Origin of the sequence: Streptomyces sp. DT2A-34 (assembly GCF_030499515.1) — a bacterium.
GTDB lineage: Bacteria > Actinomycetota > Actinomycetes > Streptomycetales > Streptomycetaceae > Streptomyces.
The window spans coordinates 9,885,650-9,907,344 of record NZ_JASTWJ010000001.1 but is presented as its reverse complement, the minus strand read 5'-3'; the positions used below and the strand labels follow the sequence as shown (position 1 = coordinate 9,907,344).

Annotated in this window: 13 protein-coding genes and 2 pseudogenes; 9 read left to right on the top strand and 6 right to left on the bottom strand. The window is 69.4% G+C overall.

All coding sequences use genetic code 11. The features are described 5' to 3' along the window. Window positions 1-47: 47 nt before the first annotated feature. From QQM39_RS44235 to fxsT, 4 genes are all read right to left on the bottom strand, one after another. Window positions 48-2,285: a serine/threonine-protein kinase gene (locus tag QQM39_RS44235; RefSeq protein WP_302003201.1), complete on the bottom strand. Its 2,238-nt coding sequence runs from the start codon at window positions 2,283-2,285 to the stop codon at window positions 48-50. A gap of 64 nt (window positions 2,286-2,349) precedes the next feature. Next, window positions 2,350-3,147, bottom strand: a complete 798-nt coding sequence (locus QQM39_RS44230; protein WP_302003934.1) for an oxygenase MpaB family protein — start codon at window positions 3,145-3,147, stop codon at window positions 2,350-2,352. A gap of 140 nt (window positions 3,148-3,287) precedes the next feature. Beyond that, window positions 3,288-5,810 carry a tetratricopeptide repeat protein gene (locus QQM39_RS44225; RefSeq protein ID WP_302003200.1) on the bottom strand — a complete coding sequence of 841 codons (2,523 nt, stop codon included), beginning with the start codon at window positions 5,808-5,810 and terminating at the stop codon, window positions 3,288-3,290. Window positions 5,811-6,037: 227 nt separating this feature from the next. Next, window positions 6,038-10,030, bottom strand: a complete 3,993-nt coding sequence (gene fxsT, locus QQM39_RS44220; RefSeq protein WP_302003199.1) for an FxSxx-COOH system tetratricopeptide repeat protein — start codon at window positions 10,028-10,030, stop codon at window positions 6,038-6,040. Window positions 10,031-10,694: 664 nt separating this feature from the next. Between fxsT and QQM39_RS44215 the strand changes: the two are divergent. The 5 genes and pseudogenes from QQM39_RS44215 to QQM39_RS44195 all read left to right on the top strand — a co-directional run. Further along, window positions 10,695-10,849 (top strand): annotated as a pseudogene (locus QQM39_RS44215) (telomere-binding protein TapR2); the annotation flags it as partial. Continuing rightward, the gene (locus QQM39_RS44210) at window positions 10,841-10,999 is read left to right on the top strand and encodes a hypothetical protein (RefSeq protein WP_302003964.1); all 159 of its coding nucleotides are present in this window, start codon (window positions 10,841-10,843) and stop codon (window positions 10,997-10,999) included. The pseudogene QQM39_RS44215 and the gene QQM39_RS44210, both read left to right, overlap by 9 nt. 64 nt (window positions 11,000-11,063) lie before the next feature. Next, a pseudogene (locus tag QQM39_RS44205) lies at window positions 11,064-11,310 on the top strand (hypothetical protein); the annotation flags it as partial. A 403-nt stretch (window positions 11,311-11,713) separates the two neighbouring features. After that, window positions 11,714-12,766 (top strand): radical SAM protein, encoded by a 1,053-nt coding sequence (locus QQM39_RS44200; protein ID WP_302003933.1) that lies wholly within the window; start codon window positions 11,714-11,716, stop codon window positions 12,764-12,766. Window positions 12,767-12,798: 32 nt separating this feature from the next. Further along, window positions 12,799-12,942: a hypothetical protein gene (locus QQM39_RS44195; RefSeq protein WP_302003198.1), complete on the top strand. Its 144-nt coding sequence runs from the start codon at window positions 12,799-12,801 to the stop codon at window positions 12,940-12,942. Here QQM39_RS44195 and QQM39_RS44190 read toward each other — a convergent pair whose 3' ends face one another. Beyond that, entirely contained in the window at window positions 12,943-13,824 is an 882-nt protein-coding gene (locus tag QQM39_RS44190) for a hypothetical protein (protein WP_302003197.1), read from the bottom strand. 195 nt (window positions 13,825-14,019) lie between these two features. On the opposite strand from QQM39_RS44190, the gene QQM39_RS44185 reads away from it, so the two are divergent. Next, window positions 14,020-14,220 (top strand): hypothetical protein, encoded by a 201-nt coding sequence (locus QQM39_RS44185; RefSeq protein ID WP_302003196.1) that lies wholly within the window; start codon window positions 14,020-14,022, stop codon window positions 14,218-14,220. Window positions 14,221-14,708: 488 nt separating this feature from the next. Then, a complete protein-coding gene (locus tag QQM39_RS46425; RefSeq protein WP_367669713.1) occupies window positions 14,709-15,008 on the top strand; it encodes a GNAT family N-acetyltransferase in 300 nt (99 codons plus the stop codon). Window positions 15,009-16,311: 1,303 nt separating this feature from the next. Here QQM39_RS46425 and QQM39_RS44180 read toward each other — a convergent pair. Continuing rightward, window positions 16,312-17,652: a tol-pal system YbgF family protein gene (locus tag QQM39_RS44180; RefSeq protein WP_302003195.1), complete on the bottom strand. Its 1,341-nt coding sequence runs from the start codon at window positions 17,650-17,652 to the stop codon at window positions 16,312-16,314. 944 nt (window positions 17,653-18,596) lie between these two features. Here QQM39_RS44180 and QQM39_RS44175 point away from each other — a divergent pair. Together QQM39_RS44175 and ispG are read left to right on the top strand one after the other, a co-directional pair. Further along, entirely contained in the window at window positions 18,597-20,444 is a 1,848-nt protein-coding gene (locus QQM39_RS44175; RefSeq protein ID WP_302003194.1) for a 1-deoxy-D-xylulose-5-phosphate synthase, read from the top strand. After that, a complete protein-coding gene (gene ispG, locus QQM39_RS44170) occupies window positions 20,441-21,574 on the top strand; it encodes a flavodoxin-dependent (E)-4-hydroxy-3-methylbut-2-enyl-diphosphate synthase (RefSeq protein WP_302003193.1) in 1,134 nt (377 codons plus the stop codon). Before QQM39_RS44175 ends, ispG begins: the two co-directional genes overlap by 4 nt. Window positions 21,575-21,695 lie beyond the last annotated feature (121 nt).

The window sequence follows — 21,695 nt, the reverse complement described above, 5'->3', positions numbered from 1 at the left end:
CCATAGGTCGGCCGCGCAGGAGTCACCGGCCGGGGACGCCACCGGGCTCACGGGCCGCCGGCCCCGCGCTGCCGCAGCACCGCCACCCTCCGGTACAGCTCGACGGCCTCGGCGCCCCGCCCGAGCTGTTCCAGGCAGTGGGCCTCGTCGTTGCGGCTGGCGAGGGTGTCGGAGTGGCCGGCGCCGAGGACGCGCTCGCGGGCTGCGGCCACCCTGCGGTACTCGGTGAGCGCGTCCGGCCAGCGGCCCAGCCAGCCGAGGCTCACGGCGACCTCGCGCCGGCTGACCAGGGTGTCCGGATGGTCGGGGCCCAGCACGCGCTCGCGGATCGCGCACACGTCACGGGATTCGGCGAGGGCCTCCTCCCAGCGGCCGAGCCGGCCGAGGTTGACGCCGAGGCCGTGGCGGGCGCGGAGGGTCTCGGGGTGGGCGGGGCCGTGGACGCGGGTGCGGTCGTCGATGAGGTCGCGGTAGAGCTGGAGCGCCTCCGCGCTGCGGCCGAGTCGGCCGAGGCTGATGCCGACCTCGTAGCGGGCGGCGAGGGTGTCGGGGTGGTCCGGGCCGAGGGCCTGCCCGCGCGCCTCGGCGACCTCGCGGTAGGTCCGCAGGGCCTCCGCCCAGCGCCCCAACTGGCCCAGCGCATAGGCGACTTCGTAGCGGGTGACCAGGGTGTCGGGGTGATGGGGGCCGAGGACGCGGGCGCGGGCCGCGGCGACCTCCTCGGCCATGCGGTACGAGTCCTCCAGACGGCCCAGCCTGCTGAGGTTGAAGGCGAGGTTGTGGCGGCAGCGCAGGGTGTCGGGGTGATCGGCGCCCATGGTGCGTTCCCGTGCCGTCAGCACCGACGCGTAGACCTGGTGCGCGTCGAAGTGACGGCCCAACTGGCCGAGAACGTAAGCCATTTCCTGCCGGACGGCCAGCGTCTCCGGGTGGTCCGGGCCCAGGGCGAGGCTGCGGGCGCGGGCGACGTGCTTGTACTCGCGCAGGGCGTCGGCGGCGCGGCCGGTGCGGCTGAGGGTGAAGGCGACCTCGTAGCGGCTGGCGAGGGTGTCCGGGTGGTCGGGGCCGAGGAGGTGCTCGCGCTCGGCGGCGACGGCCCGGTGCACCTCGCCCGCCTCGGTCCAGCGGCCGAGCCGGCCCAGGCTGAGCCCGGCGTTGTGCCGTCCGGCCAGCGCGGTGAGCGTCGCCGCGGAAGGGGCGTCGGGCTCGTCCGGTACGGCGGTCTCCTCGGGGCGGCCGGTGGTCGGCCGCGGGACCCACTCGCCGGTGAGGCCGGCCCCGGCGTCGGGGGGTGTGGTGCGCAGTCCGGCGCCGGTGGCCTTGTGGCCGGTGGTCATGCCACGGGTCCAGGACGGCAGGCGGGGTTCGCGGGCCAGGGGCGCCGGTGGCCTGAGGTCCGGCTGCGGGGTCACCACGGTGGGCACGTACGTCGGTGTCGTACGGCCCAGACCGATCCGGCGTCCCAACTCGCGTCCGTCGTGCGGGCGTTCCTCGGGACGTTTGGCCAGCAGGTCCAGGATGACCTTCTCGAGGTACTCGGGCAGCTCGGCGCGGTGGTCGCGCGGCGGCCGGGGCGGGGTGTCGCGGTGGCCGACGAGGATCGCCCAGGGGTCGTCGAGGTCGAACGGCGGTACTCCGGTGGCGATCTCGTAAAGTACGCAGCCCAGCGAGTACAGGTCGCTGCGCTGGTCCACCTCGCTTCCGCTGATCTGTTCCGGCGACATGTAGTGCGGGGTGCCCATCGCGATGCCGGTGCCGGTCAGCCGGGAGGTGAAGCCGATGTCGTGGCCGAGGCGGGCGATGCCGAAGTCGCAGATCTTCACCGTGCCGTCGGCGAGCCGCATGATGTTGGCGGGCTTCAGGTCGCGGTGCACGATGCCCTGTTGGTGGGTGTAGGCGAGGGCGGCGGCGACCTGGTCGGCGATCTCGACCACGTCCGGGACGGGCAGCGGGTGGTGCTTGTTGTCCTCCAGGAGCTGGCTGAGGTTGCGGCCCTGAAGCAACTCCATGACCAGGAACAGGATGCCGTCGGACTCGCCGAAGTCGTGGACGACGGTCACCCCGCGGTGCTGAAGCGCCGCGGCCACCCGGGCCTCACGCCGAAACCGCTCCCGCAGGACACGGGTGAAGGACTGGTCGTGGTGCGGTCCCAGCGGCTTGAGGCACTTCACGGCGACCTGCCGGCCCAGCGACTCGTCGCGCGCACGCCACACCTCGCCCATACCGCCGCGCCCGATCGGATCGAGCAGCCGGTACCGGCCCTGGATCAGCCTGCTGTCCCCCATCTCCCGCGATCGCCCCCCGTCACGGTCCGCCCCCACCCTCCCCCGGCTCGTCCAGTATGGCGAGCTATCGTCCGAGTTTGTACGGTGCCGGGCGCGAGCCGGGACCGAGCCGGGCCATGGCGCGCAGGATGTGTTTCGGCGGGAGTTGCCAGCGCAGACGTGCGGGAACACAGCGCAGCAGGGTGCCTGTGGCACGCAACTGACGGGTGACGGTGGCGGGTTTCGGGGCCGGTCTGCCGTACAACTCGTGGGCGTACGGCGGCAGGGCGGCGTACGCCAGATGCGCCACGCGCCGCCACAGCACCTCGCGCGCCGGGACGAGAAGGGGGTGCGTCGGCGGGCGGAGCAGGAAGTCGTCCACCGCGCGTGCCTCGAGACCGCACGCGAGCTCGGGGCGCACCTTCTCGAAGTACGCCGCCATCTCCTGCTGGTTCGCCGGTACGGCGTCCGGGTCGAGGCCCACCAGGCGGGCGCTGACCCGGTGTTCGGCCAGGTAGCGGTCGGCCTGCGCGTCGGTGAGGCGAAGCCCGGAGCGGCGCGCGACCTGCAGATACGAGTCGATCTCGGCGCAGTGCACCCACAGCAGCAGCTCGGGTTCGTCGACGCCGTACCGCTCGCCCGTGTCGGGGTCGGTCGCGCTCAGCATGCTGTGGATCTTCCGCACCCGGGCGCCGGCCTTCTCGGCGGCCTCGGCGGTGCCGTACGTGATCGTCCCGACGAAGTTGGCGGTGCGCAGGAGCCGGCCCCAGGCGTCCCGGCGGAAGTCGGAGTTCTGCATGACGCCGCGCACGGCGCGCGGGTGCAGGGCCTGGAGGTAGAGCGCGCGGACTCCGGCGACCCACATGATGGGGTCGCCGTGCATCTGCCAGGTCACGGAGCTCGGGCCGAACAGGCCGGGGTCACCGGTGCGTATGGCGTCCACACCCGCAAGTGTGCCCACAGCTGCCGGCTCTCTCCAGAGCGCCGCGTTGACCTGGACCTTTGCCAACTGGATGGGCAGCTTCACATCCCGGCGAGGAGATCACGGGCCTCCCCGCTGTGCGGGGCATTGAGCTGGGTGTAGAGCGTGAGAGCCGCATTGAGGTGGTTCCTTGCTTTTGCGCGGTCTCCCCGGGCGAGTTCGAGTCTGCCCAGTTCCAGCTGGACCCGCGCGTCACCGGAACGGTCACCTATGTCCTCGTAGACCCTCCGCGCCCGCTCGAATCTGCCGGCTGCCGAGATCAACTGACCCTCCGCGGCGTCGAGCGCCCCCAGTTCCACCTCCGCCCATACTTCGCCCCGGCGGTTGCCCATACCGGCGTACATGTCGTGCGCGGCCTGCGCATACGAGCGTGCCGCGGCGAGGTCGCCCATCGACCGGTGCAGGGAGCCGAGTTCGACCTGGGCATCCGCCACGTTCCGCGGGCTGCCCAGGTCTTCGAACTCGCGCAGAGCCGTTTCGAGGAGGGAGCCGGCTTCGGCGTAGTGTCCGAGGATCCTCTGTACGATCCCCAGCTCGCGGCGGGCCCAGGCGCAGCCGTTGCGGTCCGTGGCGTCGGAGTAGATGTCCAGAGCCTCGGAGAACTGTGTCAGTGCGCGGTGGTGGTCTCCGGTGAGCCGGTCGATGGTTCCGAGTTCGATGAGGATCCATGCCCTGTTGCGATGGTTCCCCATGCCGGCGAAGATCGCATACGCCTCCGTGAGGGCTTCGCGTGCTCCTTGGTAGTCGCCGGTCGCTCTGCTGATCAGCCCGAGGACACCGAGTCCGTCGGCCTCGCCACGCTGGTCGGAGGTGGCGCGGTAGAGATCGACCGCCTGCTGCGTGATGTCGCGCGCGAACTCGTATCTCGCCAAGTGGTAGAGAATTCTGCCCAGTTCGCTCGCGCAATACGCCTGGTTGCGCGGCTCGCCCGGCCGTAGATCGGCGAAGATGCTCATCGCCGTACGAGAGTGTTCCTCGGCCGAGCTGTACCGACCCGACACCCGATGCAGGGTGCCCAGTTGGGCGCGGCAGTGAGCCTGACCGGACAGGTCTCCCGACACGAGTGCGATCTGCAACGCCGCCGTGTTCAGCTCCTCGGCCTGGACCAGGTTCCTCCGGATGCGCATGAAGTAGGCGAGCCCGGCTGTCAGCCACCAGCTCTTGGGCCAGGCGCACCCGATGGCCAGTCGTGCCACCGACCGCAGGTCGTCGAAGTGGTGGTCCAACCACTCCAGGGCCTGTTGCTCCGTCATCGGGTCAACAGGCCCCGCATGGACGCTGTCCGGCACAGGCAGCTCCAGGGGCGCGGAGATGAAGGTGTTCGCCCGCTTCAGCAGGCACGCCATCAGCTCGAACAGCCTCTCTCGGGCCTGCGCGGACGCTTCGTCGTTCTGCACCGTTTCCTCCGGCTGAGCCAGCGATCGCATCAGATCGTGGAACCCGTACCCGTGCGGGTCGGGTCTCACGAGCAGGCCCTGATGATGGAGCACGGTGAGGGAGCGTCCGGCGTCCCTGAGGCTCAGGCTCGCCAGGGCCGCCGCGATCTCGGCCGTCACATGGGGCCCTGGGTGGAGGGCAGCCCGTCGGAGGACCAGACGGTGCGACGGCTCGAGGGCCTGGATCGTCGCCAGCATCGGTTCGAGCCCGACACCGCGAAGGTGGCGGCCGCCGGGCCCGGTGGGCGGGCCCGGCGGCACGTGCTCGGCGACGATCCGGTCCGCGATGTGCCTCACCGTGAGCGGCAGCCGGTACGTCTCGACCAGTCCGTCGATCACCGAGTCGTCGACGGTGCGCGAGCCCCGCCGCAGGATGGTGTGGAGGACGGAGCGTGCGGCTTCCGCGGTCAGCGTGTCGATCTCGACGTGCACGTCCGCATCGATTCCAGGAATCATGCGCCGACTGGTGAGCAGGACGAGGGAGTGGGGGGATCGGGGAAGGACTTCCAGCACCTGGGAGGTGTTGTCGACGTCGTCGAGCACGAGCAGGAACGGCTTGTGTCCCACGACGGACTGCCATTGCCCGCTCATGCCGGCCAGCCCCAGGCTCGCGGGGTTCTGGGCGGCGCCGACCGCGACCAGGAGCGCGGACAGGGCGTCCAGCGGGTCGATCCGGCCGGCCGGATCGGCGTGGCTGCGGTAGGCGAGGAAGAGCTGCCCCGCCGGGTACCGCTCCGCGAGCAGGTGCGCGGCCTGGACGGCCAACTCCGTCTTGCCGCTGCCCGACCGGCCCGTGATGATGCAGACAAGGGGTCGGGAGCCGCTTCTGGGCGGGCGGGCGTCGAGGAGTCTGCGCAGTTCCCGGTCACGCCCGGCGAACACCGCGGTGCCCGGGGGAAGGGTGCAAGGAGGGTTCTGGTAGGTGGAGCCGACACCGCTGGAACCACTGCCGGGCACCAGGGCGGCGCCGGCGGAGGCGAGGGAGATCAGCACCAGAAGCGCGCCGAAGAGCCACCAACTCCAGGTGGAGGTGACCAGGTTGGTCACCGCGCCCACGGCCGCCCCGAGGACAGGGCCCGAGGACAGGAGCAGCACTTCACGTCGTCGGCCGACGAGGATGCTGGCCATCTACCCCCATTTCTACCCTGCTTCCGCTGAGCAGACGGAGTATGCCCAGCGGAGACGGTGACACACTCTCAACCGCGAACTCCGGATCCGACGGGCCCTCAACCGCTCCGCTTCGACAGGGACTTGGTGCTCGTAGGCGCGCTGCAGCACCGGCGGCGTGAAGGCAAGCGAGGCGACAAGATCCACTATGCGTGGTGCTGAGGTGTCGAGGCAGCAGCCGTCCGCCCCTATATCGGGTGCGGCTCCAGGTCGAGGCAGCTGAGATCCCACTCCTGGAGGGACAGCACCCGTGGGTGCTCCCTGCCGATGCGCTTGCTCAGCGCGGCCAGCGCGTCATGGTGCTGGGTGCGGGCCTCGTCCGCCCGGCCCAGGCGGCTGAGGATGACGGCGAGGTTCCCCGCGCAGGTCAGGGTCGAGGGGTGCGTGGGCTCAAGGATCTCCTTGAGGAGTTCGTACGCCTCGGAGCAGTCCCGTCGGGCTTCCTCCCCCTCCCCCAGTGCCGCTTCCGCGACCGCCAGGTTCGCGCGGCAGATCAGCACATGGGGGTGGTACTCGCCGTGGAGATCGCTGAACTGCTCCTGGGCCCGGCGCAGCAACTCCCGTGCCTCGGCCGCCGACTCCGGGTGAATGGCCTCGACGTCACCGAGCAGCAGGACCGCGTAGTTGACCGAACAGGCCACAGTGTGGGAGTGGCCCTCTCCCAGGTTGTCCCTCAAACCGTCCCGGACCCCGCGGATCAGGGCCAGCGCCTCGTCGAGACGTCCCTGGGCGGCCAGGTCGCCGGCCAGGCTCATCTCCAGCAGCAGCTTGTCGGCGGAGGACCCGTTCTCGCCGTCGGGCGTGCTCCGCAGCACGTGGCGCACGAGTTCCTCGGCCTCCACCGGCCGGCCCGCCGCGCGCAGTGAACCGGCCAGCCCCTTGGCCGTGTTGAGTACGGTGGGTGAGCCCTGGGTGAGACGAGGGTTGCGCAGACAGCGCTCGTAGGCGCGCTTCAGCAGGGTGACGGATTCCTCGTAGTCACCGCAGTCACGCAGGTCGCGGCCGAGGTTCACCGCGGACTCGATGGTCAGCGGATGGTCGTGGAGCTGGATCGCCTCACGCAGTTCCAGCGTGCTGCGGTCCAGTTCGCGGGCCCTGTAGCAGTCGCCGGAGAGGCGTAGGGCGACCGCGAGGTTGTTGGCCGCGCTGAGGGTGCGCGCGTGGTCCTCACCGTAGATGAGCTCGTACCTCTGGTACGTCTCCTCGTCGTACCGCAGTGCCTCCGTCAGCCGGCCGAGGCCCCGCAGATCGGCCGCGATGCTACCGGTGGTCATGAGGATGTGCTGGTCGTCCACGTCGTCGAGCACGGCGAGCTGTCGCTCCAGGACCTCCTGGTCGAGGGAGAATGACTCCTCGTATATGCCCTGGGCGCGCAGGATGTTGGCGATCTGGAAACGCATGTGGAGCGTCCAGCGTTCGTCCGGCGAGCCCCCCGCGGACCAGGCGTCCACGCGCCGGCAGCTGTAGTCCATGGCCTGGGACAGCTCGCCACGACGGCGCAATTGGCGCACCCGGTCCACGAAGAGTTCCCTGATGCCCTCGTCGGCCGTGGTCTGGGCCCACGGGGTGCCGAGATGCGGCCAGATGATGCGGTACTTCTCCCAGGTGTTGGGGTTCTCGGGGTCGTCACCGCTCGGCCTGGCGGCGATCAGCGAGCGGTACACCACTTCCTGCGCCGCCTCGCGCTCCGCGTCGGTCATCTCCTCCCGCATGGCGATCTGCATCATCCGGTGCACCGTCACGCTCCGGGTCCCGCGGTCCACCGTGACCAGGGAGAACCTGCTCAGCTCCTTGTAGGCGCGGGAGACCGTGCGGACCCCGCCGAGTGCCCGGGAAACCTCGAAGCCTTCCAGCAGATCCATGGAGATCGGCTCGGGGCTGTAGTACGAGCAGATCTGCAGGAGCTTCACCGCGGACGGGAACTTCTCCCTCAGCTGTCCGAGGGCGAGCTCCCAGGTGTAGGTGCTCGAACTGACGACTTCGCCGACCGTGTTGTCGTCCGGGGCTCCGGTGGCCTGGGGCTGGAGTTGCTTGATGTAGCTGCGGACGTCGACTCCGGTCTGCTCGATATAGGCCGCGGCGCGTGAGATCGCGATCGGCAGGTCACCCAGGGCCTCCGCGATCTGGTCGGCCTCCGTCCAGCCGCAGTCGGGCAGTCGGCTGTGCAGGTGGGCGATGCTCTCGTCCCGCTCGAACACGGGGACGTCGACGGTGTCCACGAGACGTCCCCAGCCCTCGGCGCGCTGGCTGGTGATCAGGATGTGGCCACCCCGGCCGTCCATCATGAACTCGGGGAGGTAGCCGGCCTCCGTGACGTTGTCGAGGATCAGCAGCCAACTGCCGTACGGCTCACCGTGGTTGAGCGCTTCGTACACCGCCTTGGCGGTGTCGGTGGGATTCGTCCGCACGGGCAAACCCAGTTGCTCGGCCATGGCCGCGTACTGCTCGACGGCCAGGAGCCTCTGCTCGGCCTGGATGTGCCAGATGACGTCGTAGTCGCTCTTGTAGCGGTAGGCGAACTCCTGGGCCAACAAGGTCTTCCCCACGCCGCCCATGCCCTTGAGCACGAGAGCGCGGTTGTCCTCGCTCCACAGCTTCTCCCGGACGCCCTCCAGCAGCTCCGTCCGTCCGGTGAAGGACGACGTGCGCATCGGGACCGCGAAGACCGGAGGTTCAGCGCCCGGGTAGCGGGGCAGCTTCGACTCGACCCCGGTGAAGTGATTGCGCGTCAGTGACTCCGGGGTGCGGCCGAAGGCGGCCAGCAGGGCCTCACGGGCCGCCTCTCCGGTGTCGCAACGGGTCATGTCGGCGAGCTGTTCCGTGAAGGGCGCGTCCAGTGACAGCATCCGGTCGACCTGCATCGAGACCAGCTGGTGCGAGCGCCGGTCGCCCTCCGCGTGGACCGCCTCCCAGGTGGTGCGGAAGCGGGACGACCTCAGGTAGGTCTCGGAGAAGATGACCAGGGTGCGAGAGGCCGACTCGACGCCGCTTTCGATCTCGTCCCCGCCCTGGGCGCCCTCGGCCGTACCCTCCTGCGCCAGGCAGACCCTGAAACCGGCCTGTTCCAGAACCGCGCCCGCCCAGTTGGCCCAACTCCGGTCCTGGGGAACGAAGCTGACGTAGACGTCGGAGATGCGCGGCGGGCGGTGGCGGGTGTACCGGTCGAGGGTCTTGCGGCGCAGCGTCTCGTCGATTCGGGGTATCGAGACGACCCGGCCGTCCGTGATGACCTCGGTGAGTCTCTCGTAGGCGGCCAGCAGGCTCTTGGGGTCCCCGGGTTGCTCGCGGAACGGGGCGAGCGTCTCCTCGTAGGAGTAGATGGGCCGGTAGGGGATCTCCACGCTTCCCCAGTAGTCCTCCGGGTCCCGGTCGGTGATGTGCTTGCGCACGATCCGGTCGAAGCGGTACTGGATCTGTCCCCGGGCGGCGTTCAGCCGGTCCGCCTCGGCGTTCTCCACCCGCATGGGCACGGGCAGGATCCTGATGTCCCGGTTGCCGTACAGCATCCCGTCGATGCGTTCGGCGACGCCGGCCGCGCCCTCGATGCTCTGGCTGCTGGGGGTGAAGCAAGTGACGAGAACGTTGGGCAGGTTGACGGTGCAGATGTCGGAGATGTCGTTGAGTCCGGTAGGGCTGTCGATGAGGACGTAGTCGAAGTTCTCGACGAACTCGCGCTTGAGACCTTCCAGGAACCTGGTCGCCGGCGGCCCGTCCATGAAGGGCTTCCAGTTGAACTGCGAGAACGCCGAGAGGTAGCCCTTGTTCTTCGTGCCGGCCGGGAGGTAGGAGAGCTGGCCGCCCTCGGGGAACTCCCAGTCGACCTGGATGAGGCAGCTGTTGAGCGCGATCCCGTCGCTCGCCCAGGCGTCGGCCGCGGCCGACAGTTCGGAATCCAGTTCGAGCTGACGCGTCTGCTCGGCCATGTTCAGGGCCTGGAGCATGAACTGGGTGGAGCGGCTGACCAGTTCGAGCACCCCCGGCGTGGAGCGCAGCTGGCTCTCGCTCAGGAAGGGGTGCAGGAAGCGGTCCAGACCCGGAGCGTCGAGGTCCCAGTCGACCACCAGGACGCTCTTGCCCGAGGAGGCCAGGATCCAGGCCGTGTTGGCCAGCGCCATCGTCCGCCCCGTGCCGCCCTTGTACGAGTAGAAGGTGATGATCCTGCCTGTGCCCTCGTCGGTCATGGTCGGCCTCCCACTCAGCATCCCAACAGGTCCTCACCGGATTCCGGAAGGTCCGAACAGACCCGCCGATCTGGAACAGTGGCGAATTGACGTACCGCAGCCGACGGAGCTTGGCGGCCACTGCCGGCGCACTCCTGCGGCAGCTGTGCCGCATGCTCCCGAGGCACGCACGCTGCCACTCGAGGGCTGGCTGGAGCGCGCGCCGGGACTGCGCGTGGCGCTGCCTCGTTGTGATGGCCGACGAGGACACGCCCCACGTGGCCGCCTGACGCTACGGCACCATCATGCGCCTCGGCAGAGAAACGCCCTGAACCGGCGAGCGTCCACGCCGAGACCGCCAAGCCCACGAGCCCTGCGATCGCCCCGATCACGCTGCCAAGCCGGTCCGCGGTCGCCGGATGCGTGGAGATTGCGAATGCCACCAAACACACGGCCGCTGTCTCGCACACGGCTGCGCACGCGACGAGCGCGTATTTCCTCCACCGCCGCACAGGGCCATCAAACCGCCCTTTGACGGTCGATGTCCGCGAAATGCGCCTTCCCAACATCCGTTGTAGCGGCTGGGGTTGGTGTTGGCCGGGGCAACTTGTCGGCGACGCCGGCTGTGAAGGCCTCACCCACCTCACCGGCAACCCCACGTTCGACCCGTCACTGCCCCGACTTGTGGCTGGTCGACCTCTCCCATGTCGACCGCGCCCGCATACGGATCGACGGCAGCCGCACACTCGACGCCGACCGGCTCCCCAGCCCGTTCACGCCGAAGGGCGACCGACCGGCCCGGTACGCCACCCCGACCGTGGGTCGTACGCGATGGGACTCCGGGCCGCCGTACTGGCCGCGGTCGGGTTCGGAATGCGCCGCAACATCCTCAAGACTGCTGCCGTGACCGGCCGCTACCCCGCCGCGATTGCTACGGACGGCATCGTCCACCCCTCCGCCAGTCTCTCCCCGCTGGACGTCCTGCCGTAGACAGACGCGGGCAAGGCCCCTGCCCTGCATGCCCCATCCACGGACGGCTTGGTCGTCTCCACCCCGGGCCCGCTTCGGGTTCACCGCCGCGCCGGGGCACAACCGACGACGCCCGCATCCGCGACATCACCCAGGCCCTACCCCGCAATTGGGCAGGCCGCCTCTTCGAGGCCCGCGACGCCGACGCCAGCGAGCAGCAGCAGCAGCAGCAGCAGCTCCAGTGCATCGCTGCCGAAGCTCTCGCGGAGATGTACTTCCGCTCCGACAACACCCGTGCCCATGGCGGTGAGACAGGGCTCCATCGGTCGTGATGCACACATACAGTTCCGCCAGTAGCACGGCCAGATCTGTCGTCACAGACGAGCGGACGGACCCGCTTCGCCCTGGGCTCGGCCGGCCCAGACATCGGACTCATTCATCCGGGCAGGCCAGCCGGATCCCGATCAGGGGCCGACCAGATCGGCCCTCACGTCGACCGCGTCGGGGTGACCGAGGTCTTCCAGGGGCACGAGCGCGAAGCCAGTGGTCCCGGGCAGTGGAGAAGCGGACCCTCGCACTCCACACCGCCTTGCTGACGGCGCCATTGACAGGCTCGGCTGCGCCACCGTTCCATGACAAGGCTCCCTGTGCGATGACCGTAGGAGGGTGTGCGTGGATTCCGCGTCCGGCGGTGACAGCGGGGCGGCTCTCGGGCGGCGACCGTCCGTCCTGGTGATGCAGCCGACAACCTTGTGCAATCTTGATTGCACATATTGCTACCTGCCCGACCGGGGGAAGCGCCTCGACATGTCGGCCGCCGTCAATCGTGCAGCCGCGGAGTCCGCGGCCCGCTGGATGGACTCCGGGCACCAGATGGAGGTCCTCTGGCACGCGGGAGAGCCGCTCACAGTCGGTGTCCGGAAATTCGAGGACCTACTCTCCGACTGGCCTCCCGGCACCGCTCATCACATCCAGACGAATGCGACCTTGATCGATGAGGCATGGTGCGACCTGTTCGACCGGTACCACGTTCGGGTGTCCGTGAGCATCGACGGGCCACGGGGCATGAACGCGGGCAGGGTCACACGCGGGGGTGCCCCCGCCTGGCAGAGGATTGCGGCCGGGATCGCGGTGTTAAGGCGCCATGGAACCCCCTTTCACGTGCTTTCCGTGGTGCGCGATCCCGCGCCCGAGGTCGCTCGGTTGCTCTACGTCCACGCCTGCGAGATCGGAGCGGAAGTACTGGGAATCCTCCCCGAGGAAACGAAGGGTTCCCATGGTGAAGGCTCGCCGACAGACAAATGCGAATGGGCGGGCTTCTTCGCCGAACTCTTCACGCAGTGGCGGGCGAACCCAGTGGTGCGGCTGCGGGAACTTGAGTCGGTCGCAAACTGCTACGACGCGGTGCGATCGGGGATCACTGCAGCGGAGGTCCTGAGTATGCCCGTGGAGCCCATTCCTACTGTGTCGTACAACGGAGAGGTGACTGTCATGTCCCCAGATCTCGCGGGCTTCCGACATCCGAGGCATGGGGCTTTCACGGTGGGCAACGTGTTGCGGAACTCCCTTGAGGATCTTCTGCGCACGGCGGGCTCGGTTCCGTGGGTCCGCGAAGCCCTCGCCGGTGTGGACGCGTGTCGCCGGACCTGCCGCTACGCCGTCGCCTGTGGCGGAAGCTGGCCGGCGAACAAGTACTTCGAGCTTGGACGGCTCGATGGTACCGAAACGAATTTCTGCCGAAACCTCCATCAAGCGAAGACTGAAGGAGCGCTGCTGTGCCAATCCTGACCAGCCAAAACACTCCGGAACCAAATCTCGACGTGATTCTGCTCGCTGAGGCGGAGCACCTCGAATGGCTGCTGCGGCCGATACCTCGGGGCACCACCCCGCCCGATCGCGACGGTGGCCTCGTCTTCCACAAGTTCCAGTCGATGAGCCAGACGTGGAGCCGCCCCGACTCCTGATCATGTCCAGGAGAACGCACCCCGCGGAAATGTTCCGGCGAAGACCAAGGCGCTGGACGAATGCCGGCGACCCTCCATCGACCCGTCATGCAGTGCGAGTCCGGCAGGCAGGACGACCAGATCTCCCACCTCGGCTGTCCAGACGAGGCACACGATTTTCAACACCTCAGCCGGGTGTTCGACCAGGAATTCACGGAGCTGCTTGGTGCTGGGTACATTCCGGCTGTCGCCGGGACTGACCTTGTCCGACAGATGCAAGGCAGACATGTTCAGTGCGAAGACCAGTGACCGGGCACCCGGCCCCAGGTTGTGAATGACGCGCCGATCCGCGCACGCAACACGAACGTCGCGGGGATAGCGCTCACCTTCGCCGTGACTGGTCCAGGCGTTGTCGTAGTGCATGCCCACCCAACGGGCCACCGTGGGCTCGGAATACGGTGCGATGCGCGGGTCCATCACCGAGGTGGTCCGCGTGCCGCCCCGCGCCGTGAGCACATCCACCAGCCGAACCGAATGCGAGCCGAGCGCGTAGCGGGAACCGTAGTGGGGTACGAAGTCCGGCCTGGTGGCCTCCTCCGAGGCGGCGGCCACCACCCGGTGGTGGGAGTGGCTCAGTCTCCCGAAGCCGACACACAGGCCTGCGGGCGTCTCGGGAGCCGCCAGGAATGGCGTGATGCGCTCGAACCACCTGGTTGTCAGCGGCACAGGCGCATCCGGCACGATCGCATGCTCCGCGAATCCTCCGTGTGCCACCTCTTCCGGCGTCGCCACATGCACGCCGCACACCGACAGTCGGTGCCGGTGCATCCGCAACCACTCACCCGGGCAGTCAAGCCTGATCGACCTGTCATCGACACGCAGAGAGGCCAGCGCGGCGTCCACAGAATCCGTACCCATGCCATGCCCTCGCGATCGGAAGCGGATGATGCGGAACCTTGCCGGTCGACCGCCATGGGACTACCCGTAGGGCTCCTTCGCCACTCCACGCCTCAGGCCGGCCGGGGCACCGGCTTCGACTTCTGTCCAAGGCAGTCGAGAATCGCTACTTTGAATGGGCCGGAGAGGGAAGGGGAGCCCATGGTGGACGCGCTACCCGTGGATCCGCAGGATCCTGCTCAGGTGCGGGTCTTCGCCGGGCTCATTCTCGAGGAAGCGGCGCGGAACGACGACTTCGCGGGGGCCTTGGAGCGTTGGACCACGGTGATTCAGGCGGACACCGTGAACGGCGGGATTGGCTTCGGGGACAGTCCGCTCCCCGCGGACAGGGACGCGCAGTGATGTCGGCGGTGTCACCCGAGCGCGAGGTACTGCTGGATGAGGCCGGCCGTCCGGCCGCCGAGTACGTGCCGGGTCAGAGCCACGAGCGTCCCTGGGCCGACGCGTTGCGGACTGTCGGCGGGCACCCCGGCAGCATCGTCCCTCTGCTGCTGGACCGGTTGCCCGGTTGGACGGTGACGACGGACGAGAACCTGGGCGCGGACTTGCTGCTGGCCGGGGCGTGCTCAGTGCGGTATGCCCACCACTACAGGTGGGATCTTGGTTTGCGTCGGCCGAATTCTGACTGGGGTGCGCCCACGCTGCCGGCGCGCCTTCGTCTGGTGGCTGCGAGCACCATGAGCGCGCAGGACCTGGTAGCCACGCGGCAGGCTGCCTACCGCCCAGGGCACCCGGACCACGGGGCGGACAGGGCAACCGGCAGTGTCGGCCGCCTACAGGGACTTCTCGACGGTACGCGCTACGGCGCCCTCCTGGACTGCAGTGCGGTGGTGCTGGAGGAGACGCGGGTCGTAGCAGCCGTCACGGTCAACCGCCATGACGGGACTCCATCGCACCGAGGGCCTTGGTTCACCGATCTGTTCCGCGACCCGCTGCCCCGGTACACGGGTCTGGGCGCCGTGTTGATGCGATGGGCCGTCGCACATGCCGCAGAGGCTGGCGAGACAGACGTCGGATTGTCCGTCACCAACGGGAATCCCGCCCGGCTGCTTTTCGAACGGATGGGCTTCTTTCACACGGGGAGCACACGCACCGTAGTGCTCCCCCAGGATCGTCCAGGACTTGTCTGACTGATCATTTGCGGTCGATGCACGTCCAAATCTGTGCCGACCAGGCTGTGCCGACCGGTCGATCTTATGAACAGCTCGCATGTCTCAGACCCCCTCCTGTCTCACCAAGTCCCAGGTGAGGCCCAAGGATGATCTGCCTCGGGCCGAGTGAGTTGGTGTCTCAGCGAAGGACGGGAACCGTTGCCCGTTCGTAACCTTCGCGCACGACGTACAGCGCCGGCCGATTCGTGCGCGAATCGGATTGATCAGGCTTCGCGGAAAGACAGGTCGTGGCTGTTCTCGTGGACCGAGGTATGGGATCGAAACGCGTATCGTCGTGTCCTCTTGCATGTCTGACTCCCCGAAGAATGTGCCCTCGAAATCGGGAAGGGCTTCGTGCTCAAACGTAGAAGAGTCGACCTGTGGATAAATCCCCATGAATCTCTTGATGGGGCACGGCGTGCATGGACTGTGACGGAGCACGACAGCTTGCGAGCGAGTCGCCGGTGACTCTCTGTACGGTGGCCCGGAGGAACTGTCCTGTCTGCTCGCAACCGCCTGCTGCTACCGGGTCTGACGCCCCTGGGCTACTTGGTCGCCGAGGGGCGAAAGGGCGAACAGGCCCTGGTCTACTCGGTTGCGGTTGACCTCCCGGTGGTACAGGACCGGCGCTCGCTCCTGGAGCTCCTCGGTGCCCCGAAGGAGGCGTTGCGCTCCGCGTTGCGGTGGCGCGGGGGCCAATCGACGTGTCTGGGCAGGGCCAGAAGCAGGCCCTGGAACGTACCCGCGATGTGCGTGCGGTGAAGACAGCGAAGGCGCCGCGGCCGTCGCGATGCAGGGTGCGGCGGAGGAGAAAGGCGAAGGCGGCGTAGCCGAGGGGGACGATGCCGCGTACTTCGAAGGTGACGGGGTTGATGCGGGGAAGGAAGCTGTCGTTGGCGTCGGCTCCGCCGTTCTCGACGGCGTGGTCTATCGGTCCGCTCCATCAGGTCATCGGGGGGCTGGCCGGTCCGGCGATGTCCGCGGTGGCCTTGCCGGTGAGGGCAGGCTTGTGTGGTCCCAGAGTCGCAGCTGCCCGCCTCCTCATTGGCGGCCGGCCGATCCCTGTTCACCGCCCCGCAGGGCACCCTCCACGGTGGGGCCGATGGAGTGCAGGGGGAGAGGGGCCCATGTGTCGGAGGGCGGCCCACGCGTGCGGGCGGGCACGATTCCGGCTATGCAAGATCCGTTCGACAACGTTCTCGCCCACTCGCCTACCACCCGCCCTGGGGTGTGTGGCGGCATGCTCGGGCCGGAGGGTGACGATCCGTCAGGCAACGGTCGTTCACCGGGGCGGACTGGTCAGCTCTGTGATGCGATCGAGGAGATCGGTGACGCCGGCACGGCGCTGGTGGGGCCGCAGGTGCTGGACCGCTGCGGTCAGACGCTGGTCGGCGCGCACGGAGCGGAGGGTGGGGTAGGCGTCGAGGAAAGCGTGCCAGTGGGTGAGGGCGGGTTCGAGGTGGCCGAGGCGTAGGTGGGTTTCCGCCAGCCGGGCACGGGTGAGTGCGGCGGGCAGGCGTTCGGCCGAGGTGCGCAGGCGCAGGGAAGTGGTCAGTGCAGTGAGGGCGCCGGTGTGATCCTTGAGGGTGGCGAACACCTGGGCACGCTGGTAGTGCAGGGCGCCGACCGGGTAACTGCTGAAGGGGCCCGGCTCGGCGCTGTCCTCGGCGTGGAGGAGTTCCGCGCGAACCAGGGCGTTCACAGCTGCGTGCCGGTTGTGGTGGGCGTTGAGCACAGCCAGGTGGACGTGGGTGTAGGCGCGGACGGCGGGAGGCGCGTGCCGGGCATGCCGGTCGGCCCGTTCGGCGAGGTTCACGACGGCGGGGGTGTGCCGGCCGAGGTCGTGGGCGTGGGTGGCCATGGTGCGCAGCGCGATGGCCAGGGTGGTGGGGTCGTCGGCGTCAGCGGCGAGGCGGGCGGCGATCTGGTGGTAGTGCTGGGCTACGGCGTGGTGGCCGCTGTCGGCGGACATCGAGCCCAGCAGCAGGGCGAGCCGGGCGGTGGCGGCCCGCAGGCCGTGGTGCACCTGGGTACGGGCCGGGCGGTGCAGAAGGGGGGAGACCTCGTGGGTGAGGTAGGCGGCCAGGGCGGCGCGCACGTGCTGGCCGCCGTGCTGGTCGGCCGAGGCGGCGAACACCGAGGCCATGGTCCGCAGTCGCTCCAGGTCGCGCTCTGCGAGGCGGCGGCCGGAGTGCCCTGGCCCGTCGGGTGCTGCCGGGATCTGGCCCTGGGCGGGCAGGGCGAGTGCGGTGGCCGTGAGGACGCCCGCGCCGAGCAGGGCGCGTCGGTGCGGGTCGAGTTCGGTTTGGGCCAGGTGGATGAGTTTGCGCATGGGGTCGGCCTCCCAGGCAGGATCCACGAGTTGGGCCGGGGCTCGGGTGAGACCAGCCTCGTGGGCCGTGATGCGCCTGTCCAGGCGGCGGGAGAGGCATTCGAGGATCAGAGCGGGTAGCGGCGGCCGGGGCTGGGTGCCCTCCAGCCAGCGCCGCACCGTGGTGAGATGGACGACCAGCGTCAGGCCCTGCTCAGCGGCGACGTTGCGGAGGGCGGCGGCGAACTGGGTGGGGCCCCAGCCGGCCGCCTGCAGTAAGAGCTTGAGCTGGATGTTGGCGGTGCGCGGCATGACTGCCTCCCGGGCGTGCGAGCGTGCGGCGCTCTGGCCGGTGTCTGAAGGCGGGGCGGGTCCTGCAGCCGCGCACCATTGCGGCGGTCGCGTCTGCCGATGGTGCGCTGTGCACAGGTCCGGGGACAAGCGGGCTCTTGGCCCTGCGCCACAGGACGCGTGAGGCGATCGCGCTCACCTATCGCGCATTCACCGGGTTGCACGTGGTGCGCGACGTCTGCCGCTCCAGTCGCCGTCCGGGCCGACCGAAGGCGCGCTGACTGGCTTCGCGTCGCGGTGCGGCGGCGCGCACCGTCCTGGCACCGGCCCTCGCGCCACACCCGTAGGAGGGGACTTCGTCGAGCTCCGTGCCGCGGGCCGACGGCTACCGAAAGTCCTTGCGGCGGCGAGGACTTCGGCGCTTAAGAAGGGATCTTGCATGGCGGGTTCCCCTTCCGCTCGCGCGCTCCGTTCGTGGATGCGTGCGCCGGGCGCGTTACGGCAGTCAAGCGAAGCGATCCGGGCGGAGGTAAGCGTGTGCGACGGGCATATGCGGGACACCGGTTCCCACCCCCTGCGTCCCGCGCACACCCCCAGTGAAACCACGCGCACGGGCCGGGACCGACCCGTGCGGAGGAGTCCGCAGGGTGTCGGCAGTGCCTGCCGCTACGGCCCGGGAGACTCCGGCCTCGCGATCACCTCGCCGGCACCGGGAGCACCACGGCATGCGTTCCTCGCTCACCGCGCCGTGCGGTTGCCGAGGCCCCATGTCCGCGTTTCACAAATTCACTAAGTTTCGAGTTGTGCGACCTTCTCGCGGCTGTCTTCCCTGGCTCGGCGGGCCAGGGCGGTGCTGAACTGGCCCTGTGCTGCGGCGGGTTGGCGTGAGGCCGGCTCAGCTCGGGCTCGTTTCGCCATGCCCGTGCCGTACTGCTTGCCTCTCCACCAGCGGAAGGAACAGGCGAATGGCGCATCTATCGGCCACACCGGTCCAGGCAGAAGCCTCCTGCCGCATCCCGGATCCAGCGCAGCTGCGGGACCTGTCGGCGCCGCAGCTCGACCGGCTCGCGGCCGGGCTGCGGTCGTTTCTGATCGAGCGCGTGTGCGCGACGGGCGGGCACCTGGGCCCGAATCTGGGTGCGGTGGAACTGACCCTCGCCCTGCACCGCGTCTTCGACTCGCCCCGTGACGGCCTGATCTTCGATACCGGTCATCAGGCATACGTCCACAAGCTGCTGACCGGCCGTGCCGGACGGTTCGGCTCGCTGCGGCAGGCCGGCGGCCTGTCGGGGTATCCCTCACGGGCCGAGTCCGAACACGACCTGGTGGAGAACTCGCACGCCTCCACCGCCCTGTCCTACGCCGACGGCCTGGCCAAGGCTCGCCAGCTGTCCGGCGAGCAGGAGCGGGCGGTGGTCGCGGTCATCGGCGACGGCGCGCTGACCGGCGGTATGGCCTGGGAGGCGCTGAACAACCTCGGCGCCGCCCGGGACCGGCCCGTGATCGTCGTACTCAACGACAACGGCCGCTCCTACGAACCCACCCACGGCGCCCTGGCCCACCACCTGCACACGCTCAAGTCCGGTAAGGACGCGGCAGCGTGCCGGAACCTGTTCACCGATCTCGGCTTCACCTACTTCGGGCCCGTCGACGGGCACAGCACCGGGGATCTTGAGGGTGTGCTGCGGCGGGCCCGAACCCTCAACCAGCCGGTGCTGGTGCACGTGGTGACCGTCAAGGGCAAGGGCTACGCCCCCGCGGAGGAGGACGAGGCGGACTGCCTGCACGCCGTCGGCACCGTGGACCCGGCCACCGGACGCTCCCGCGGTGGCGGCCTGCCGACGTGGACGACCGTGTTCGGCCGGGCGCTGGCCGAGCTCGCCGCTGAGCGGCCCGATCTGGTGGCCATCACGGCGGCCATGCTGCGACCCACCGGCCTGTACCCGATGCAACAACGCTTCCCTGAGCGGGTCTTCGACGTCGGCATCGCCGAACAGCACGCCGTCACCTCGGCCGCAGGTCTCGCGATGGGCGGCCTGCACCCGGTGATCGCCCTCTACGCCACATTCCTCAACCGGGCCTTCGACCAGGTCCTGATGGACGTCGCCCTGCACCGCCTCCCGGTCACCTTCGTCCTGGACCGGGCCGGCATCACCGGCCCCGACGGACCCTCCCATCACGGCATGTGGGATCTGTCGTTGCTGTCGACGGTGCCGGGCCTGCGGGTCGCCGCCCCACGCGATGCCGCACGGGTACAGGAACTGCTGGGCGAGGCCGTCGCCCACGGCCAAGGGCCCACCGCGCTGCGGATCCCGAAGGCCACGGCATCGCGGGACATCGCGGCGCTGGCGCGGATGGACGGGATCGACATCCTGCACCGCAGCCCCCACCGCCCCCTGGAAGTCCTGCTCGTCGGAGCCGGCCCGCTGGCCGGAGCAGCCCTGGACGCCGCGGCCTTGTTGGAGGAGCAGGGCATCGGGGTCACGGTCGCCGACCCCCGGTGGGTACTGCCGGTCAACCCCGCACTGACGGCACTGGCGGACCGTCACGACCTCGCGGTCAGTATCGAGGACGGTGTACTCCCCGGCGGACTCGGCTGGGCCCTGGACCAAGCATGCCAAACCCAGGCGGTCAGCACACCGGTGGAGGCGCTCGGTCTTCCCCGCTCGTTCATCGCCCACGGTCCGCGTACGGGTCTGCTGGCCCAGGCCGGACTCGACGCCGCCGGGATCGCCCGCGCCGTCCAGGCAGCCCACGCTCCACGGCCTCCGGCCACCGGCTCGTCCTTCGCAGCCCAGGAGGCGTTGCGGTGAGCGCCATCGACCTCGGCCTGCCCACCGTTGCCATCCCACAAGTCCCGGTGCGCCGCAGGTCCACCCGTCAACTGCACGTCGGGGCGGTGCCGGTGGGCGGCGGCGCCCCGGTGAGCGTGCAGACGATGACCACCACCAACACCGCCGACATCGACGCCACCCTGCGGCAGGTCGCCGAAGTCACCGCCGCCGGCTGCGACATCATCCGCGTCGCCGTCCCCTCCCAGGACGACGCCGACGCCCTGCCCGCCATCACCGCCAGGTCCCCCATCCCCGTGATCGCGGACATCCACTTCCAGCCCCGCTATGTCTTCGCTGCCATCGAGGCCGGGTGCGCTGGGGTTCGGGTGAACCCGGGCAACATCAGGAAGTTCGACGACCGGGTGGGCGAGATCGCCAAGGCTGCTGGTGCCGCCGGGGTGCCGATCCGCATCGGCGTCAACGCCGGATCCCTCGACCCCCGCCTGCTGGCCAAGTACGGATCCGCGACGCCCGAGGCGCTCGTCGAATCCGCGCTGTGGGAGGCATCCCTCTTCGAGGAGCAGGGCTTCACCGATCTGAAGATCGCCGTCAAGCACCACGACCCACGAACGATGATCGCCGCGAACCGGCTGCTCGCCGACGCCTGCGACTACCCGCTGCACCTCGGCGTCACCGAGGCCGGCACCGCCATGCAGGGCGCGATCAAGTCCGCGGCCGCTTTCGCGATCCTCCTTGCCGAGGGCATCGGTGACACCATCCGGGTCTCGATCTCCGACCATCCCGTGCAGCAGGTCAAGGCCGGCAACCACATCCTGGCCTCCCTCGGGCTGCGTCCGCGCAAGCTGGAGATCGTCTCCTGCCCCGGCTGCGGCCGCCTCCAAGTAGACATCCACCGCCTCGCCAGCCAGGTCGAAGCGGCCTTCGACGGCTTCCCCCACCCCCTGCGCATCGCTGTCATGGGCTGCGTCGTCAACGGCCCCGGCGAATCCCGTGAAGCCGACCTCGGCGTCTCCTGCGGCAACGGCAAGGGCCAGATCTTCGTCCGCGGCCAGGTGGTACGCACCGTTCCTGAGAGCCAGGTCGTCGAGGCCCTCGTCGAGGCAGCCATGGACCTCGTGGACGCGGCACCGGAAGGAGTGGACAAGTGACCGCCCCCGGCGACGGGACATCGCTACACCCTCCCCGGGGACCGGCTGTGGTAGCCGGGACACGGACCCCGGCCACGGCTGGCAGGAAGGCACGACCGCCAATCCCCGCTACAGCAACGGC

Coding starts and splice junctions, on each gene's coding strand:
- QQM39_RS44235 (WP_302003201.1), bottom strand. CDS start 2,285: ATGGGGGACAGCAGGCTGATCCAGGGCCGGTACCGGCTGCTCGATCCG.
- QQM39_RS44230 (WP_302003934.1), bottom strand. CDS start 3,147: ATGCACGGCGACCCCATCATGTGGGTCGCCGGAGTCCGCGCGCTCTAC.
- QQM39_RS44225 (WP_302003200.1), bottom strand. CDS start 5,810: ATGGCCAGCATCCTCGTCGGCCGACGACGTGAAGTGCTGCTCCTGTCC.
- fxsT (WP_302003199.1), bottom strand. CDS start 10,030: ATGACCGACGAGGGCACAGGCAGGATCATCACCTTCTACTCGTACAAG.
- QQM39_RS44210 (WP_302003964.1), top strand. CDS start 10,841: ATGGGACTCCGGGCCGCCGTACTGGCCGCGGTCGGGTTCGGAATGCGC.
- QQM39_RS44200 (WP_302003933.1), top strand. CDS start 11,714: ATGCAGCCGACAACCTTGTGCAATCTTGATTGCACATATTGCTACCTG.
- QQM39_RS44185 (WP_302003196.1), top strand. CDS start 14,020: ATGGTGGACGCGCTACCCGTGGATCCGCAGGATCCTGCTCAGGTGCGG.
- QQM39_RS44180 (WP_302003195.1), bottom strand. CDS start 17,652: ATGCCGCGCACCGCCAACATCCAGCTCAAGCTCTTACTGCAGGCGGCC.
- QQM39_RS44175 (WP_302003194.1), top strand. CDS start 18,597: ATGGCGCATCTATCGGCCACACCGGTCCAGGCAGAAGCCTCCTGCCGC.